The 16,259-nt window shown below is 41.4% G+C and carries 18 protein-coding genes; 12 read left to right on the forward strand and 6 right to left on the reverse strand.

Annotated elements, in window-relative coordinates; translation table 11 throughout:
* From V7K15_RS02260 to V7K15_RS02270, 3 genes are all read left to right on the forward strand, one after another.
* Nucleotides 1–205, forward strand: a 205-nt coding sequence (locus V7K15_RS02260) for a hypothetical protein (protein ID WP_334902641.1), incomplete at its 5' end; no start/stop codon positions are given.
* Nucleotides 193–327 (forward strand): DUF2887 domain-containing protein, encoded by a 135-nt coding sequence (locus V7K15_RS02265; RefSeq protein ID WP_334902736.1) that lies wholly within the window; start codon nt 193–195, stop codon nt 325–327. The genes V7K15_RS02260 and V7K15_RS02265, both read left to right, overlap by 13 nt.
* Nucleotides 288–515 carry a DUF4351 domain-containing protein gene (locus tag V7K15_RS02270; protein ID WP_334902643.1) on the forward strand — a complete coding sequence of 76 codons (228 nt, stop codon included), beginning with the start codon at nt 288–290 and terminating at the stop codon, nt 513–515. The genes V7K15_RS02265 and V7K15_RS02270 overlap by 40 nt, the downstream gene beginning before the upstream one ends.
* Nucleotides 516–683: 168 nt before the next feature.
* Here the strand turns inward: V7K15_RS02270 and V7K15_RS02275 are convergent, their stop codons facing one another.
* Nucleotides 684–1,310 carry a hypothetical protein gene (locus V7K15_RS02275; RefSeq protein ID WP_334902645.1) on the reverse strand — a complete coding sequence of 209 codons (627 nt, stop codon included), beginning with the start codon at nt 1,308–1,310 and terminating at the stop codon, nt 684–686.
* A 302-nt stretch (nt 1,311–1,612) separates the two neighbouring features.
* Nucleotides 1,613–3,412, reverse strand: coding sequence for a 2-succinyl-5-enolpyruvyl-6-hydroxy-3-cyclohexene-1-carboxylic-acid synthase (gene menD, locus V7K15_RS02280; RefSeq protein ID WP_334902646.1), 1,800 nt, complete (start codon nt 3,410–3,412; stop codon nt 1,613–1,615).
* Nucleotides 3,413–3,678: 266 nt separating this feature from the next.
* Between menD and folB the strand changes: the two genes are divergently transcribed.
* The 3 genes from folB to V7K15_RS02295 all read left to right on the forward strand — a co-directional run bounded on the left by folB (nt 3,679) and on the right by V7K15_RS02295 (nt 6,579).
* Nucleotides 3,679–4,047: a dihydroneopterin aldolase gene (gene folB, locus V7K15_RS02285; protein ID WP_334902648.1), complete on the forward strand. Its 369-nt coding sequence runs from the start codon at nt 3,679–3,681 to the stop codon at nt 4,045–4,047.
* 541 nt (nt 4,048–4,588) lie between these two features.
* Nucleotides 4,589–5,833, forward strand: a complete 1,245-nt coding sequence (locus tag V7K15_RS02290) for a diguanylate cyclase domain-containing protein (RefSeq protein ID WP_334902650.1) — start codon at nt 4,589–4,591, stop codon at nt 5,831–5,833.
* A gap of 185 nt (nt 5,834–6,018) precedes the next feature.
* Complete coding sequence (locus V7K15_RS02295; RefSeq protein ID WP_334902652.1) at nt 6,019–6,579, forward strand: sugar O-acetyltransferase; 561 nt, start codon at nt 6,019–6,021, stop codon at nt 6,577–6,579.
* Nucleotides 6,580–6,881: 302 nt separating this feature from the next.
* On the opposite strand, the gene V7K15_RS02300 is transcribed toward V7K15_RS02295, so the two are convergent.
* The gene (locus V7K15_RS02300; protein WP_334902654.1) at nt 6,882–7,865 is read right to left on the reverse strand and encodes a DUF1517 domain-containing protein; all 984 of its coding nucleotides are present in this window, start codon (nt 7,863–7,865) and stop codon (nt 6,882–6,884) included.
* Nucleotides 7,866–7,895: 30 nt separating this feature from the next.
* Between V7K15_RS02300 and V7K15_RS02305 the strand changes: the two genes are divergently transcribed.
* The 3 genes from V7K15_RS02305 (at nt 7,896) to blaOXA (ending at nt 11,067) form a co-directional block, all read left to right on the forward strand.
* The gene (locus tag V7K15_RS02305) at nt 7,896–8,129 is read left to right on the forward strand and encodes a hypothetical protein (RefSeq protein WP_334902656.1); all 234 of its coding nucleotides are present in this window, start codon (nt 7,896–7,898) and stop codon (nt 8,127–8,129) included.
* Between the two features lie 703 nt (nt 8,130–8,832).
* The gene (locus V7K15_RS02310; RefSeq protein WP_334902658.1) at nt 8,833–10,065 is read left to right on the forward strand and encodes a glycosyltransferase family 4 protein; all 1,233 of its coding nucleotides are present in this window, start codon (nt 8,833–8,835) and stop codon (nt 10,063–10,065) included.
* 81 nt (nt 10,066–10,146) lie between these two features.
* On the forward strand, nt 10,147–11,067 hold the full coding sequence (gene blaOXA / locus V7K15_RS02315) for a class D beta-lactamase (RefSeq protein WP_442949639.1): 921 nt from the start codon (nt 10,147–10,149) through the stop codon (nt 11,065–11,067).
* Here the strand turns inward: blaOXA and thiS are convergent.
* Nucleotides 11,064–11,276 carry a sulfur carrier protein ThiS gene (thiS, locus tag V7K15_RS02320; protein ID WP_292800516.1) on the reverse strand — a complete coding sequence of 71 codons (213 nt, stop codon included), beginning with the start codon at nt 11,274–11,276 and terminating at the stop codon, nt 11,064–11,066. The genes blaOXA and thiS overlap by 4 nt on opposite strands.
* A gap of 56 nt (nt 11,277–11,332) precedes the next feature.
* Complete coding sequence (locus tag V7K15_RS02325) at nt 11,333–12,448, reverse strand: thiamine phosphate synthase (protein WP_334902660.1); 1,116 nt, start codon at nt 12,446–12,448, stop codon at nt 11,333–11,335.
* 535 nt (nt 12,449–12,983) lie between these two features.
* On the opposite strand from V7K15_RS02325, the gene V7K15_RS02330 reads away from it, so the two are divergent.
* The 3 genes from V7K15_RS02330 to V7K15_RS02340 all read left to right on the forward strand — a co-directional run bounded on the left by V7K15_RS02330 (nt 12,984) and on the right by V7K15_RS02340 (nt 15,773).
* Nucleotides 12,984–14,900: a DUF1565 domain-containing protein gene (locus V7K15_RS02330; RefSeq protein WP_334902661.1), complete on the forward strand. Its 1,917-nt coding sequence runs from the start codon at nt 12,984–12,986 to the stop codon at nt 14,898–14,900.
* 258 nt (nt 14,901–15,158) lie between these two features.
* Complete coding sequence (locus V7K15_RS02335) at nt 15,159–15,503, forward strand: DUF433 domain-containing protein (RefSeq protein ID WP_334902663.1); 345 nt, start codon at nt 15,159–15,161, stop codon at nt 15,501–15,503.
* A 3-nt stretch (nt 15,504–15,506) separates the two neighbouring features.
* The gene (locus V7K15_RS02340) at nt 15,507–15,773 is read left to right on the forward strand and encodes a DUF5615 family PIN-like protein (RefSeq protein WP_334902665.1); all 267 of its coding nucleotides are present in this window, start codon (nt 15,507–15,509) and stop codon (nt 15,771–15,773) included.
* Between the two features lie 115 nt (nt 15,774–15,888).
* On the opposite strand, the gene V7K15_RS02345 is transcribed toward V7K15_RS02340, so the two are convergent.
* Nucleotides 15,889–16,035 (reverse strand): hypothetical protein, encoded by a 147-nt coding sequence (locus V7K15_RS02345; protein WP_334902667.1) that lies wholly within the window; start codon nt 16,033–16,035, stop codon nt 15,889–15,891.
* Between the last annotated feature and the right edge of the window lie 224 nt (nt 16,036–16,259).

The raw sequence follows: 16,259 nt of genomic DNA on the forward strand, positions 1-16,259 counted from the left end.
CTTTGGGGTGGATAATCTGGTTTTATTCCAAGCCAAATTAACCACCCTGAAGGATTATTTGAAAAACTTATTATGGATTAAAAACCATATGGATTCAAGTCCATTTTTTTTTAAATTTTATAGGCTAATTTTTTATAAGAAATTGGGCAAACTAAGAATGGATAAGCGATCGCTAAAATTGGTATCTCAAGCATATTTGAATTAGGAGACCAACCACCCCCAGAAGCATCTGGATACCAGTTAGAATCGGTTGAAGTGAAAGAAACGGCGTTTCGGATTGCCCGAGTGTGGAAGAAGGAGCGCGATCGCTCGTCTTCCGACTGTTAAAACGACTATTTGGTAAAATTGCTAAGGAAGTTTTAGCCAAAATTGAGGCATTATCGCTGGAAGAGTTGGAAGCGTTAGCCTTGGCGTTGTTGGAATTTTGTGCGATCGCGGACTGGGAAGGGTGGTTACAAGGTCAAGCAAGAAGGGAAATCTCACGCGCAGAGAAAGTTTATAACGCAAGAGCATGATTTATTCAAATACAAGCCGAAGTAAAATTTAAAGTTTTAATAAGCAAGGCTATTTTAGCTTGCACTTAATTTTAAATGGCATTATGCTTTATTTATTGGGCAACGCCCCGGGGTTTTCGTATGAAAGCCGAAATTTTAAAGACTCGGAATTTATCCGAGTCTTTAGTTTTATCCGTCGTCAAAACAGCTATATTTGATACCCATCTGAGGTATTTTATCCCGTTCTAGAACGCAATCAACAAGTTTTAACTTGCTTTTAAGGGACTCATAAGTTCGGTAGCTTGGGTCATAACGTCCCTTTATTATTGGATACAAGACTAGATCAGCAAGCTGTATCATTGGTGATTTTTTAGTTTGACGCTGTGGTTCTCCTAACCAATTTATTCTAAATTCCTCTGCTGTTAGTCCCATATAAGCTGCTGAACTATGTGGGTCAAAATACATTCCTTGAGTTTTAAGTTCTTTCGCATATTCTAGAATTGCTCTATCAGCATCTTTCCCACTTTCCTCAAAAAAAATGCGTAGCTTGCGTTCTTTGTAAATCGCATATTTTACTGAACGTTCAGCTAAAATGGTGAACGCAGTTTTACACATCATCCAAATATCGTTATTGTACTTGCTTTTATAACGAGCATTGTAACCTGGTCGGTGGATAGCACATGCAATGATAGTAAACGGTAAATCGAGCATCAGCATTTCTAAGTCGCTTAAAAAATCCTGAGATTTCTGTTTATTCTCTTCCTTACCTAACCAAGCAAAAGCTTTCTGTCGAGAACGAATTTTAGTAGAATGCAATGGTTCAGTAATATTCCATTTATTACAGAATTCTCGATGCGTTATTATAATATTTTGTATATTCTCTTCCTGGACTAAAATCCACCCAAAGCAAAGCAATCTATACCATCACGTCGCGGTACTGTTTCTGAATCTGGATTACGGCTACCAGAGTCATCAAAATAAAGATGAAGTTCATTTGTCATATTTTAAACGATTCTGTGAATGCGCACTATTTTAATGTACTACATGGAGTAATAAAACAAATATTCTACTTAATCACTATATTTAATCGCGCGAGTAAAAAGCACCTAACGGATTAGCTAAATTGCAATATCTGCGGCAAATTTCCTTAAATTATCCTGTCGCCATTTGGCATCTAATTTCCGATTTGTCTGTAACTCTAAAACCCGCATCCCTGTGGTTGGAAGTAGGTTTAATCTTTCCTGTAACTGCTGCCAAGAAGTAATCAATTCATGCTGCACATTATAAGTAGCGCACAACTGAGCAAAATCAATATCCTGGGGAGTGCCAAAAAACTCTTCAAATGGTGGGTCAAACTTCGCAATGGGTAACATTTGAAAAATCCCACCGCCATTGTTGTTGATTAACACAATCGTCAGATGTCCGACAAACTTATTGCGGATTAAAAAACCATTGGTGTCATGCAACAGCGCTAAATCTCCCGTTAACATCACACTACTTTGCTGGCGATGTGCCATTCCTAAAGCTGTGGATAATGTGCCATCAATGCCATTTGCACCCCGGTTAAAGTGCGATCGCACTCCTAAATTATTCGGTTTCCAGAAATATTCCACGTCCCGTACAGGCATACTATTGGAAATAAACAGAGGCGTTCCGGGCGGTAAAATCTGAGAAATTAACCAAGCTGCTTTACTCTCAATGATTTCATCTATTTTCCCCATCGTCTGCTCAACAACTAACCTAACCTGAGCTTCTGCATTACACCATTTCTTTCCATAGTCTGAGGAGAAAGATAAATTTCTCTCCTCTGCCTTTATGTCTTCTACAGATATCCGTAAATGCGTCGTCCTCCCGTGCAAAGGGTCGAGGTTTTGGTCGCTGTTGTCAATTACCCAGCGTCGGGGTTGGGTTGCATCTATCCAATTACGCAGTTCTTTACTCGTAGGCATTTCACCTACCTGAATCACCATTTCGGCCGCTAGCTGCTTTGCTAGTTGCTGATTTCGCAAAATCAGGTCATAAGTGGAAATTAAATAGGGGTTGAGTTGAGCATAATTTCTCACTGGGGAGAGTCCCTCAGCTAAAACAGGCCATTTGAGAGTTTGGGAAAGTTGCGCGATCGCTCTACAATATTCTTCTGGTTGCTGTGGTTGGGCAACACCTGCAATAATAATGCCGCGATCGCATTCTTTCCATTCTTTGGGCATTGGGAATGGGGCATGGGGGAGCCACTGCGTTGGGCGGCTTTGCCGACTTGAAGCAAGTGGCGTCATGGGGCATGGGTTTGCTATTCCTGCGAAGAAGTCTTCAGGTTGAAACTGGGACTGTAAATAACTCAAGTCAGTTCCATCAGGAAGAGGCGCTAAGGGATCGCGAAAGGGAATATTCAAATGTACTGGTCCCTTTGTAGGAGTTTGCGCCCTTTCCCAGCTATGAATTACCATTTGTCGCAGGTAAGCTAGCATTCCTATGTCCGCGGAGGGTAAAGCTAACTCTGTTTGCCAATTTGGGTAGTTTCCATATAATCTCAATTGATCTATAGTTTGCCCAGAGTGACAATCTCGCAATTCTGGCGGTCTATCGGTAGTTAATATCAACAGTGGTACGCGACTATATGAGGCTTCAATGACTGCTGAATAAAAATTTGCTCCTGCTGTACCAGAGGTGCAAACAAGTACCACAGGGCGTCCCGTTGCTTGAGCTTGTCCCAAAGCAAAAAAGGCGGCGGAACGTTCATCAAGAATGGAAATCGCTTCAATTTCAGGTACTTGTTGAGCAAAGGCGATCGCTAAGGGTGTAGAACGTGATCCAGGACAAATGATCGCACAAGTCAATCCCAACCGCTTTAGCGTCTCTGTTAAGATATAAGCCCAAACTTGATTAACATTTTGAAAGGCGATCGGCATTAAATCAAACATTTTTATAAAACAATCTGAAATTTTAAATTTTGTCTAGGGAAATTCAATTTAAAATCCATCTGGGAAAGTTGGGTGAAGAGAAGTCCCAGGCGGGGAAGCCGAACCTCGGAACTTCAAAAGCAGCTTGACTTAAAGGTGGGTTGCAAGTCAACCCTGATAAATGCGGTGATGGAACCCAACACCGCCACACAAGTTTGTGGGAAAGAAAATCTCTAAACAAACTTGCTCCACTTTCTACAAAATCCACAATTTGCTCTCAAACTTTTATGGACTGCATTCATTTAACGGGAATTCGCTGCTATGGCTACACTGGGTATCTGCCAGAAGAACAGGTGCTAGGACAATGGTTTGAGGTGGATGTAAAGTTATGGTTGGATATCTCCACAGCAGCTAAGACTGACGCGATCGAAGACACTATAGATTATCGCAGCGTCATTAGCTTGATACAACATCTGGTCAAAACATCTAAATTTGCTTTGGTGGAGAAATTGGTAGCAACGATCGCAGATTCTATTCTCCAAGAATGCGATCGTGTAACACAAGTTCAAGTCACTCTCAGTAAACCTGCCGCACCTATTCCAGACTTTGGTGGCAAAATTAGCATTGAACTAACTAAAAGTAAGTCCAACCTCTAAACCACAAAACGCGGTTTTTCGCAATATCTATAAGCCAGCAAATAAAGGGGTTTTACGTGGAGGGGAAGGATCTCACAAAGAGATTCTTTCCTGCCATTGCCCCCATCACCCACTCTTTCTCAAAAAGCGAAAAAATCACCTGAGCTGGTGATGAACATTTAAAAGGATCTTTGTAAATAAGTATCAAGTTGTATAAATATCCCCCCTAACCCACGCCACATACTTTATACTTTTCCTCAGAAAAATTCTTGTATATTATATTTATGAAAATCAGTTTTTAATTTTTGGTAATTACATGGGAATTTATATGTAATGTTGATGACATGATATTAACTGCCTGGACTAATCATAATTAGCTTTGGCAAGCCCAGAAATTATCGGAGCTTAATAACACCTTATTTGATCATTAGTTAATACTTGTATTAAACAAGAACACAGGGTAGTTTGAGATTGTTTATGATTGAGATATTAATCACTTTGAGATTGAGTTGACACTGACAACAAAAATCTGAACTTTAGTAAAGAAACATCTGATTATAACATGTTCGTCCGCAAAATACTACTGGTTGAAGATCAAAAAATCCCAGCCTCAAATATTAGAAAAAGTTTACAAAAGCTAGGTTATTCTGTTTCAGAAATAACTAAGTGTAGTAATGAGACAATAAAAAAAGTAGCAGAAACTCATCCAAATGTAGTATTAATTGATATCTGCCTAGCTGAGGAAATTGACTGTATGCAGGTAGCAAACATTATCGAGAATGAGTTACATGTACCTGTAGTATATCTAACAGAGGATTCGGAATATAAAACATTGGATAAAAATCATCTAAGTAGTGATTTACATTTTGCGATTGAAATGGCTCTGTACAACCATCAGAGCAAAAAGATATTAGAGGAAGAAAAACACAGGCTGGGGGCAATTATTAACAGTATGGGCTGTGCAGTGATTGTGACATATACAAATGGTTGTATTCAAATGATGAATCCCAGAGCAGAATTAATCACTGGTTGGAAGCAAAGTGAAGCGTCTGGTAAAGATTTAGTAGAAGTCGTTAACTTAGTTGACAAAGATGGAGGAGAAACAATTGAAAATTTAGCCATACATGTAATCGAAGCAGGTGAAGTTTTAAATTTACCAGAAAACTCTACACTGATTACCAAAGATGGCAAAGAAATCACGATTGGGGATAATGTTGCACCCATTCGTGATCAAAATGGCAATATTACTGGCGCGGTTTTAGTTTTTCAAGACATCACCAAACGCAAGCAGACAGAAGCGGAACTAATCCGCAATGCGTTTTATGATGGGCTGACAGCATTACCGAATCGTGTTTTATTTTTAGATCGGCTTACACAAGCAATTGAACGTAGCAGACGCAGAAGCGATTATTATTTTGCAGTTTTATTTTTGGATTTAGATGGCTTCAAGGAGATTAACGATCGCTATGGGCATGAAACAGGGGATGGTTTTTTAGTTGCGATCGCTAGACGTTTAGAGTTGTGTTTACGCAGTGCGGATACTCTAGCACGATTTGGTGGTGATGAGTTTACTGTTCTTTTGGAGGATATTAAAGACATTACCGACGCTACCAATGCTGCAAAACGTATTCAAGACTCCTTAGGATTGCCACTTAACCTGAATGGACATGAATTATCTACTACAGCCAGCATTGGTATTACTTGGAATTTTAGAAATTATGAGGAGCCTGCAACTTTGCTGCGAGATGCTGATATTGCTATGTACCGAGCTAAACAGCAGGGAAAAGCTACTTATGCCATATTTTAGTTAATAATCTGCAAAAATTCCTGTAAGTAAGTCGGCGAGAATAAATCAAACTATGTGTTTTGCAATGTAAAAATTATTGTTTGCGTAAGTCCTGGTTGATTTATAGCGGTTCTAAACTGGATGGAATATGCTATAGCCACTACTAATGTGTATCCTACACAACTGAGAAGCCCGATAAGTCTGTCATGGAAAAAACCGAAAAACAGAAAATGCTTGCAGGCGAATTATATCTGGCGGAAGATCCAGAATTGGCTGCCGAAAATAAGCGAGCTAGTCGTCTGTTGCGAAGGTACAATTTGACAACAGAAGAACAGCAAGAGCAACGGCAGCAAATTTTACAAGAATTATTTGGAAACATAGGTAACAAAGTATTAATTGTGCCACCCTTTCACTGCGACTATGGCAGTAATATTTTCGCTGGCGACAAATTGTATATGAACTATGGCTGTGTAATTTTAGACTGTAATACAGTTAATATTGGTGAAAATGTCTTATGCGCTCCTTATGTACAAATTTATACTGCTTATCACCCTATAGAGCCGAAAATTCGTCTTTCTGGTAGAGAATTAGCTGCCCCAATTAACATTGGTAATAATGTCTGGATTGGTGGCAGTGCAATTATTTGTCCAGGTGTAACTATTGGTGATAACACAACCATTGGTGCTGGTAGTGTAGTTGTTAAAGATATACCTGAGAATGTTGTCGCTGCTGGCAATCCCTGCCGCGTTATTCGGTATTTGTCCTAGAATTAAAACTTATAGGAATAGCCAGTCTCCAATCGCTTCTCTAACTTTTCACGTTGTATGGAAAAGCCCACGAAAAACCTAACCCCCTAGCCCCCTTCCTGACGCTCTAAGGGGGAAAATTCAAAGTCTCTCTCCTTTTAGGAGAGAGGTTTTCCAGATACGCTTCTTGGGTTTGGCTGTCATCCAAAAAACCGCTTGCCAATGACAAGCGGTTTTCTAGTAGTTGCCCTCAAAGGGGAACTTATTTGTTGCCCCAAGATGCCAAGTTTTTCTTAGCGCTAAAGCGCGAAATTTTCTAGAGATTAAACAAGTCTCAAATCAGGATAATTTGCCAACACATCATCAGATGTCAGGGTATCATTTTCAGCTTGAGGAGTCCAAAGAACTTCAATTGCCAAAAGATTGTCGCTAGGGATACTACCAATTTGCCGTAAAGCTTGACGCAAATCATCAGCACTGTTAATTGCTGTAGGGATTTGAAACTTACCTAGTGTCGCTGCCAATAAGGTGACAATAATGTATTCACCAGGACCTTCGGTAAATAGGCGGGTGGGGTTGTCGAGTTCACCAGCCGGGGGTAAAGCATCTTTGGCAAGGGCTTCTCTTAGCTGGTTGTTGACATTAGAAAGAGTTTCTTCGCTGAACTTGCTGCGTTCTGCCAGTGACAGCCGATTAAACTGACCTTCAGCTGAATTTAAACTGGCTTGTTGAGTGCCACCACCTGCATATACAAAGTATTCAGGATGGCGCAGTAAAGCTAAGCTAGCTTCTTGTAAAACTTCTGCTCTCCCCTCTGGGGTGTTAGTATCAGCAGTTTCAGCAATCTGGTTGAGTTCGTTTTGCAATTGACGGGCTTGAGCTAACAAACCTACTTGCAAACGAGTTACAGAAACAGCAGAGTTACTGCTGTAATCTGCTTCTCCAGTTTCACCGCCAGAGACGCGGCGGAAAGTTTGCAATAAGAAATTAGCGATCGCCAAGAAGATTAAGATGGTAAATATACCACCAAATCCTCCCCCAATACCCCAGAAGGGAATTAGGAAGGGAAAACCAAAGCCACCACCAAAACCACCACCAGGATAGTATCCGCCCCCGCCAGGAGGTGCATAGGTGCGTGGTGTATAGGTGCGGCTGGAAGGCATTCTAAAGGAGCCACCACCGATGCGACCCCCAGTGCGGGCTGCTAATGCTCCATCGGCATGACCAAAAGCCAAAGCTAACACCAAGCTTAAGGCTAAGAAGGTTTTTAACAGAGGTTTGATGGTTTGTTCTAGTTTTTTACGCATAATACAATCACTTGAAAAACGGAATTATTTATGACTTCTCCCGATGCTCTTAGGAGTGTTGCGGTATGTCGCCAACGCCAACCCGTAACAAGCAAGCGAGTTTGTAGCATTTATGTAGCCTTCACTTTTGTCGGCTACATATTCAATTTACCGCGTCTTCTCTTTGCTAGGGTGCGATCGCAGGGGGGATTTCTCGACTGGGGAACCGTACCTGAAGATATCTTCATCATCACACAAATTAGCGATGTCTACGATGGTCACTGAGCAGTTCGACAGGCTCACTGTGTCACTTTGTCGTAGGCGTAGCCTCTCGCAGAGAAGTGCGGGCTACGCCTACGAGCAATTGTTGCTATGTCTTGGACTAGCACTTTCAGAGTACAGTTTTGAATTATACAGATGATTTTAATTTTTAGGAATTTTTTTAACTTATTTTTATAATCCTTATCCTACTTGTTTTGTGCAAACCTGGGAGACAGAAGCAAGGATACTTTTAAATTCTGAACAACATTTACTATAACTAGCAGCTTGGGGTTTGCCACGCAGAAACATTGTAGCATATATGCGTGTTTTTTATAAGTAGGTCAAGCCATACACAGAATATATTATCCAATACTTACCAAAATTTGGGGAATTTTGACGTAACATTCCATACTATTTAGGATATTCTATTAAGCGTAGCTAAATTTCATAATTTCCGCAAAGGTTGCTCATCAAGCAATTTGGCTATCAGTGCTAACTTTAATTTATTGTCCATTATGCACATAAATTCTTAAATAGTGAGAAATCTGTCGCAAAAATCAAATCAATACAATAAAAAAATAATCTTCCTGGCTAATCTTCTAAAATAGCCTTCAAATTTCTCTACCACATTCGTTTTAAAAGAAATAAAATAATAATTATGGCTTTGAAAGTAATCTTAATTGTAAATAAATTAAAAATTATTTGAAATGTAGTCCTCAAATTGATTATGGAACATATTTCTCAACTAACAGCCGAAATCAGAGACAAAGCAGCATACCCAGATATCCTAGTCATATCCCGAACTTTCCTGCCAAAAGAAGCTGTAATTGGGGAATATATCTACGATCGCTGTCTCCAAGATCCAGAAAGAGTTATTGTGCTAGCGGCTAGTTGCTTAGGAGATAAAGTATTTGATCAAAGTCAACAGTTTCCGGTGTATCGCTGGTCTTATCCTAAATACTGGCGTAGTGGCTGTGTGGGAAGTATTCTGAAGCCTTTGGTGAATATCGTCTGCTCATTTGTATTAGCAATCAAACTTTATTTTCGCTATCACTACCGTTATATAGAGTGGGGTCATGGATATGACTTTCCTTCGCTGTTGCTATTGAGCTATTTCCTACCTATTCGCTTTTTTATCTATCTGCACGGTAATGATCTTCTTGGTATTTTACACAATCCCGTGCTGCGATCGCTATTTAAATTAACACTCAAACGAGCCGAAGGGATTGTTTGTAACAGTTCTTATACACAAGACTATCTCAGAACTGCTTTCCGATTAGATACGCCTACCCACGTCATTAACCCAGTAATTAGACCAGAAAAATTTGGTAATAATGTAGCGAGTCCCAGTAGCCTTGATGATTTACGTGTTCGCGTGCGTCAGACGTACAACATTCCCGAAACAGCAATAGTTATTCTCTCGGTAGGAAGGCTAGTCAAACATAAAGGTTTCGACCGAGTGATTGATAACATCCCACTATTACTAACTTTTGGGGTCGATGTTCACTATATACTTTGCGGTCAAGGATCATGTGAGTCGGAACTTAAATCTCTGGTGCATCGTTTGCGGGTAGATAAGCGGGTACACTTTGCCGGATATGTGCCAGAACGGGAATTAGCCGGTTATTATGCAGCTTGTGACATATTTGCGATGCTGACTTTATCAGATACTAAAGCTAATAATATAGAAGGTTTTGGTATGGTTTATTTAGAAGCAAGTTACTTCGGTAAGCCTGTAATTGCCTCTCGCTTAGGCGGTATTCTAGACATAGTTCAGCATGAGGAAAATGGGATACTAGTTAATCCCAATTCTGGTTATGAAGTGTTTCAAGCTTTCAATCGGTTGTGCAAAGATCAGCAATTACGTGAGCAGCTTGGCCGCAAAGGTAAAGAACTAGCCAAGCGCAAAACACTTCATCGGTCGCTTTACAAATCAGAGGGAAGAAACCCGATTTTGTGAGATGGCTTCATCTCACAAATAGCTCGGCAAATCAGCAAGATTGCGGTGTATGATCTGGTTTGTAATTCTATTAAATGTGCAATGAAAACTATCTTGTTTCGTGTATGGCAATCCCTTCAGCGTTACGCGGAGCGCCGAATGCAATCTCTTGTGTTTATAGTGATTGGATGTGTGGCTGTATTGAGTGTGATTACCTTTGAGGCAATGTATGTTCTGGCTCAATCTGCTTCCACCTCATCTGAATATCCAGCAATGCTCGCTGTTAAAGCGCCAAATTTGGGGCGACACTTTCAAGAAATCGGGCGTGAAGGCTCTATCTTGATTTACGACTCAAAAAACAATCGCATCTATGAACACAATCCTCAACGTAATGCAACTGCGATCGTTCCAGCTTCGACATTCAAAATTTTTAACGCGTTGGTGGCTTTAGAAATAGGTGTAGTTCCTGATGATGTGGCGGTTCTTACTTGGGATGGAATTCACCGAGAAATTGATGCCTGGAATCATGATACAAATTTGCGTCAAGCCTTTAAAGATTCAACTGTTTGGTTTTATCAAGTACTAGCACGTAGGGCTGGATATGAACGGATGCAGCAATTTATTAATAAAGTAGATTACGGGAACCGTCAAATTGGCACTGCCGCAGACATTGATCGTTTTTGGCTACAACAGCAGCTATTACAAATTACACCCCAAGAGCAAATTAAGTTTTTGCACAGGTTGTATCAAGGCGATTTACCTTTCTCCCAACGGACAATAAATCTTGTCAAAGACATTATGGTACGCGAACAAACTCCAGACTACATATTGCGGGGAAAAACGGGATGGTTAACGAGTAGCAAACCAAACGTTGGTTGGTTTGTGGGTTATTTAGAGCAAAACAAAAACGTCTACTTTTTCGCAACAACCCTTGATATGGATAAAGCAGAGGATGCACCCGCCCGCATCGAAATTACACGACGCAGCCTCAAGGATTTGGGCTTGCTGGCTCAGATAAACTAACCACCACCAACAATAGTTACCACTTCTAAGCGATCGCCTAGCTGCACTTTTGTTTGCGTCCAAAACTGGCGGTGTAAAATTTCGCCATTATATTCTACAACCACCAAGCGGGGATTAAAACCCAATTGTTGGAGCAAATCGGGTAAATAAGTTGGAAACGAACAGCTATGGGTTTCCCCATTTACCTGAATCGTAATCTCATTAGACATAAATGTGGGGAATGGGGAATTGGTTATTTACTTTGGGCAAATGACAAATGACTTTTTTAAAGTTCTGGTTTAATGCGATTGAGTTGAGAGAGCAAATATTGTGTCACCAGAGTAGGCTGTTCGGCTTGGATGAGCGATCGCACCACCGCTACACGTTCGGCTCCCGCATCAATCACATCATTGATATTATTGGCATCTATTCCCCCAATGGCAAACCAGGGAATTGAGCAATTTTTGGCAGCATAGCTGACATATTCTAAACCTGTGGCTGCCTTACCTACTTTTGTAGGAGTTTCATAAACTGGCCCCACGCCAATATAATCTACACCTTCAGCAATTGCGGCTTGCATTTCTTCTTTATTTGTGGTAGAAAGACCGATCAAACGCTGCGAACCGAGTAATTGTCGAGCAACGACAATGGGCATATCTTGTTGTCCCAGATGCACCCCATCTGCATTGACTGCTAAAGCCAGATCCACGCGATCGTTAACAATAAACAAAGTGCCGTAGATGTGGCATAACTGCCGGAGTTTTCTCGCTTGTTCCAAACGCAAAGAATCATCGGCGGTTTTGTCGCGGTATTGTAAAAGCGTTAATCCTCCTTTGAGTGCAGCTTCCACAGTGTTCAATAAAGTTTCACTAGGGGAAGTCACAAGATACAGACGCGATCGCCACAACAATTGATGACGCTGATGACCCATTAAACTACTTTCTAGAGTATAAACCTGATAGCGCATCTGCTTACAAGCTTTAGCCATAGTTGGCAGGGTTAGCTTGCTGTATTCTTCCAACACCCGTAATGCTTCTTCTATACGGCAAAAGTTAGCTTGCAACACCGATTTTATACTAGCTCGTTCTTCTTCCTGAGGATGGGTTAACTCAGTTCCAGGATCGCCTGGCGTATCTCGCGCCGCCCGCAATTCCGAAGTATGCCACTTGGCTAACTCTTGTCGCAAGCGCTTGCATTCCAAAGCCAACTGAGCATTATTCAATCCAAACCGACACCATTCCTCAATAATTCGCAAGCCCTCACGAGCACGGTCTAAATTGGCATCTAAAATGCGGTAGACAACCTGCTGTATTTGCTCTTTTTGGCTGTATGGCTCGACCATTACAACAACCCCGTTAATGCTTTCATCGAAATGTGAATTATCATAAGTCTTAGTAACCATAAGTTAATTAATTTGCTTTTTTTTACTTAATTTTTGCCGAATCTACGCAAAACAACGTAGTGGTGAGGGTTACAGTCAATTATCCCATGTTCTTATAGGTAGTGATCGGGGTAGTTTGAGGCTACAGTTTCGCACTAAGATTAGTCAAGTATTTTACGGTAAACGACGAGCTTACAAAGGACTGGGAAGAGGGGATACACTAGAAAGTTGGGTTTCCCTTAAATCTTGCACTAGTTCCAACAACCGCTTAGTAATGAATTACTAGGCTAATAGCGAAAGTCATCTAAAGATGACTGAGAAAAGATTTCAGTCTATTTCAATAGGATTCGCCATATAGCCTCACTCTTTTAGAGTGCGGCTATTTTAGCGTTCGCGTAGCGTGTCCTTTAGGACAAGGTATTGTTGAACAGATACAAAATCATTTATTACTCTCAATTAAATATCGCCAATCGGTCAATATGTGAGTAATATTATCGACATAATACTTTCTAAGAGTATAAGAATTTATTGTTACTTTTAAGGAGTTGTGTTAAATATGATTCCCGATTGTGTGTTTCCTAAGTACCGTAGAGTAAATATTCTGCTTGCAAGGCTGAAGTTTCTGAAATCAGCAAGGCTTTTATTTTTTCGTTTTTCAGTATTATCACTTACCGTAGGCATGGGAGCGGCAAGTATGGCGTTCCTGGGTACTAGCTTTGGCAGCGCGCTCGCTCAGATTCCATTGACACCAGATTCAGCACCTGTGGGTGAGAAAACAATTTCTCAGGTTAAATCCCTGTTTGTCAACCCAAATGTCGGAGATGACAGCACAGGCAATGGCAGCGAATCCGCTCCGGTGAGAACGATTACCCAAGCGTTGCGATTAGCTAATGCCAATACTGTAATTATCCTCTCTACTGGCACTTATAGCGCCGAGACAGGAGAGATATTCCCTTTAATGCTGAAACCGGGTATTTCAATTCAAGGCAACCCTAGCAATCAAGGTAAGGATATGATCATCCAGGGAGGTGGTGATTATCTGAGCCGGAGCTTTGCCGGTCAAAACGTCACAATTGTTGGAGCAAACCAAGCCCTACTCACTGGGGTTACAGTGAGAAACTCAAACCCCCGTGGTTACGGTTTATGGATTGAATCTAGCAATCCGGTAGTCGCAGGAAATACATTCGCTGGTAGTACCCAAGATGGGATTTCCGTCAGTGGTAATGCTGCACCCACCATTAGCAAGAATTACTTCGATCGCAATGGAGCCAATGGGATCACAATTGCTGGTAACTCCCATCCTCAAGTCAAGGAAAATGTCTTTCACCAAACGGGTTTTGGCATCAATATTGCCCAAGATGCCGCTCCTGTAATCATCGGCAATCAAATTCAGAACAATAGAACCGGAATTGTCGTGCAAGCAAATGCTCGCCCGATTTTGCGGAATAATTCTATTCAAGATAATAAAGAAGATGGTTTAGTTGCGATCGCTCAAGCAATGCCAGATTTGGGTAGTGCATCCGAACCTGGGGGTAATCAATTTCAAAATAATGCTCGCTACGACATTAACGCCAGCGCTGCTAAACAGGTGATTTCTGCTGCTGGTAATAATCTTGTAAGTAGTCGGATCACCGGCAAGGTAGATATCGACGGTACAACACCATTAGTAGCCCAAACTTCTCAACCCGCCCCTATCCCCAACAATGTTTTACGAGAAATACCACCAACTGGGGAAATCACCTTCTCGGCTCCCGAAATCTCTAAAACTACCAATGGGCAAACCAGCAACAGCATTTCACCAAATAATCGTGTGACTGGACAATTAAACAGTCAACTGCTGCCATTGTTGCCAGCAAGTATACCACTTTCCCTGCCCATATCTAATCAACAGCAAGCTACCTCTAAAGTTGCCGGTTTTCCTACTCCTAGCAGCTTGTCAGGTAGACAAATACCAACTGACACTTCAAGAGTTGCAACTTCCAGTCCAGCAGAGCCACCTGATCCGCCACAGTTGAATTATGTACGGATCGATCCCAATCCGATTCAGGTTACTCCGCCTGAATATCCACCCAATTCAGTAGCACAGCCACAAGTCCCAAAGATGAGGGATCAAACACAGCAGTCATTACCAATATTAGAAGCTGCTGCCCCAAATGCTGAAGCACTTTTGCCAGTTCCTGATAGCAATATCTCCATCGCTAATACTCGTAAGATGCGAACAAGTTCTGCAAATATTCCCGATCGCGGGAACTCTGCGACACAGATCGGTATACGTTATCGCGTGGTAGTTCCACTCGCAACTGATAAAGATAAAGATTTAGTACGAATCCTTGCTCCTGGTGCGTTTCCCACAGTTTGGCAAGGTGAAAGAGTTATGCAAGCAGGAGTATTTAGCAATGAATATAACGCTAAAGAAATGCTCAAAACACTCTCTAAAAACGGTTTAAGAGCGATTATGGAGCCGTTGAATTGAGTAGGGCATTGGACATAGGGCAAAAGGGGTGGAGGAGAAAGACTTATACCGTTTCACTTTAAGATTGATACAAATAGGCAGTAGGGGGCAGGGGGAAAGAATTAGGGATCAATCTATTTGTATCAGGTATTTCCTGAAATGGTATTACATCCCCTCCAGTCTTTTTCCTCAATTTTGAATTTTGATGTAAGGGCGATCGCTCTTTAATGAGTAAAGTAAACTGAAGACAGAAATACCACAAATCCAAGAATTGCCCCCATGAGCGTTCAAATCGAATTTCAGGTTACCGCTCCACCGTTTCGTTGGGATGAAGCTGGAGGTATTCGCATCGGTCAAAGCCGCGTTACTCTGGATAGCTTGCTAGCAACATACCATAACGGCTCTACACCTGAAGAAATTGCTGTTCAGTATCCCGTTCTCTGTTTAGGGGAGATATACGCAGCGATCGCATACTATCTCACCTATCGCCAAGAAATCGACAATTACTTAGAGCAGCGTCGCAAAAAAGCTCAACAACAGCGAAATCAATTTGTCCAGCAGTATAATTTCGCTAATCTTAGGCAGCGCTTGCGCGATCGCTATCAGCCCCAAGGAGAATTATAGCCAGTGCGTCTATTGACTGATGAGAACTTCAATGGCTCGATATTGCGGGGCTTGATCAGACGTTTACCTAGATTGGATATTGTTCGTGTCAAAGATGTAGGTCTAATCCATACTGATGATTCCACTATCTTAGAGTGGGCAGCCAATGAAGAACGCATCTTGCTTACCCATGATATAGCAACGATTACTGTCCATGCTTATGAGCGAATCAACAAAGGTTTGTCTATGCCTGGAGTTGTTGAAGTTATTGCAACGGCTCTGATCGGATAGGTCATTGACGACTTATATTTATTCGTTCGTTGCAGTAAGTTTGGTGAATATGAAGGTCAGATCCTTTTCATTCCCTTTTCTTGATTGTAATGGGCGATCGCGGGTCAAAATGAAATCAATTGACTTGAGAGAGCGATCGCTTTTCTAATGTGGAGGAGGCAATCGCGGTTTCATCAAAGGAGCGATCGCACACCCTTATATCTGCGCTGATTTGGCGACTTGCGTCTGGATAGAGCAGGCTGAGTTTTTTTCGTTTTACCAACTTCCGGTGATTGGGGATCGGCTAAGATATCCAGGGCAGACAAATGACGAAACTCGACCGAACAAGGGGTAGCGTTACCGTCAGTATGCCAGATTTTTATCGTTTTACCAACATTCGGTTATTTGTTGGGATTTAAGTTCTATCTTGATCAATAAGCATCACTGTAACTACAGTTACAATGATGCTCACTATGAAACGTAATTATAAAGGTTTCAGTCGGCAAA

It is taken from the genome of Nostoc sp. (assembly GCF_036919815.1).
Classification (GTDB): domain Bacteria; phylum Cyanobacteriota; class Cyanobacteriia; order Cyanobacteriales; family Nostocaceae; genus Nostoc.

Bases quoted from the DNA above. Each gene is read 5' to 3' on its own strand.
- menD (WP_334902646.1), bottom strand. From the start codon at position 3,412: ATGTTTGATTTAATGCCGATCGCCTTTCAAAATGTTAATCAAGTTTGG.
- folB (WP_334902648.1), top strand. From the start codon at position 3,679: ATGGACTGCATTCATTTAACGGGAATTCGCTGCTATGGCTACACTGGG.
- V7K15_RS02290 (WP_334902650.1), top strand. From the start codon at position 4,589: ATGTTCGTCCGCAAAATACTACTGGTTGAAGATCAAAAAATCCCAGCC.
- V7K15_RS02295 (WP_334902652.1), top strand. From the start codon at position 6,019: ATGGAAAAAACCGAAAAACAGAAAATGCTTGCAGGCGAATTATATCTG.
- V7K15_RS02300 (WP_334902654.1), bottom strand. From the start codon at position 7,865: ATGCGTAAAAAACTAGAACAAACCATCAAACCTCTGTTAAAAACCTTC.
- V7K15_RS02305 (WP_334902656.1), top strand. From the start codon at position 7,896: ATGACTTCTCCCGATGCTCTTAGGAGTGTTGCGGTATGTCGCCAACGC.
- V7K15_RS02310 (WP_334902658.1), top strand. From the start codon at position 8,833: ATGGAACATATTTCTCAACTAACAGCCGAAATCAGAGACAAAGCAGCA.
- blaOXA (WP_442949639.1), top strand. From the start codon at position 10,147: ATGAAAACTATCTTGTTTCGTGTATGGCAATCCCTTCAGCGTTACGCG.
- thiS (WP_292800516.1), bottom strand. From the start codon at position 11,276: ATGTCTAATGAGATTACGATTCAGGTAAATGGGGAAACCCATAGCTGT.
- V7K15_RS02325 (WP_334902660.1), bottom strand. From the start codon at position 12,448: ATGGTTACTAAGACTTATGATAATTCACATTTCGATGAAAGCATTAAC.
- V7K15_RS02330 (WP_334902661.1), top strand. From the start codon at position 12,984: ATGATTCCCGATTGTGTGTTTCCTAAGTACCGTAGAGTAAATATTCTG.
- V7K15_RS02335 (WP_334902663.1), top strand. From the start codon at position 15,159: ATGAGCGTTCAAATCGAATTTCAGGTTACCGCTCCACCGTTTCGTTGG.